Genomic DNA, 245 nt, shown 5'->3' on the forward strand with positions numbered 1-245 from the left:
CTTTTAAGCTTTTAGAATATACACCCATAGGGAATGTTACTGTGGAAAATACTTCAGTTAATTTCATGTTGCGTTCAGCTTTAAATACGTCTAAATAAGATTTAGTTTGATAGCTATTTACATCGAGGCTTTTTTCATCTAAAGATACGTTTGGCGCTACATAATCATTAAATACCTTTACATCAATTTCGAGACCATCTTTTGCTGCCACTTCTTTTACCTTTTCAAAAATTTGTTCATGCGGT

The 245-nt window shown here is 32.2% G+C and carries 1 protein-coding gene; it reads right to left on the minus strand.

What is annotated here, in order from left to right; all coding sequences use genetic code 11:
- On the minus strand, positions 1-245 hold a 245-nt coding region (locus SB775_RS32795; RefSeq protein ID WP_410865471.1), incomplete at both ends, for a MetQ/NlpA family ABC transporter substrate-binding protein.

It is taken from the genome of Peribacillus sp. SIMBA_075 (assembly GCF_046534585.1).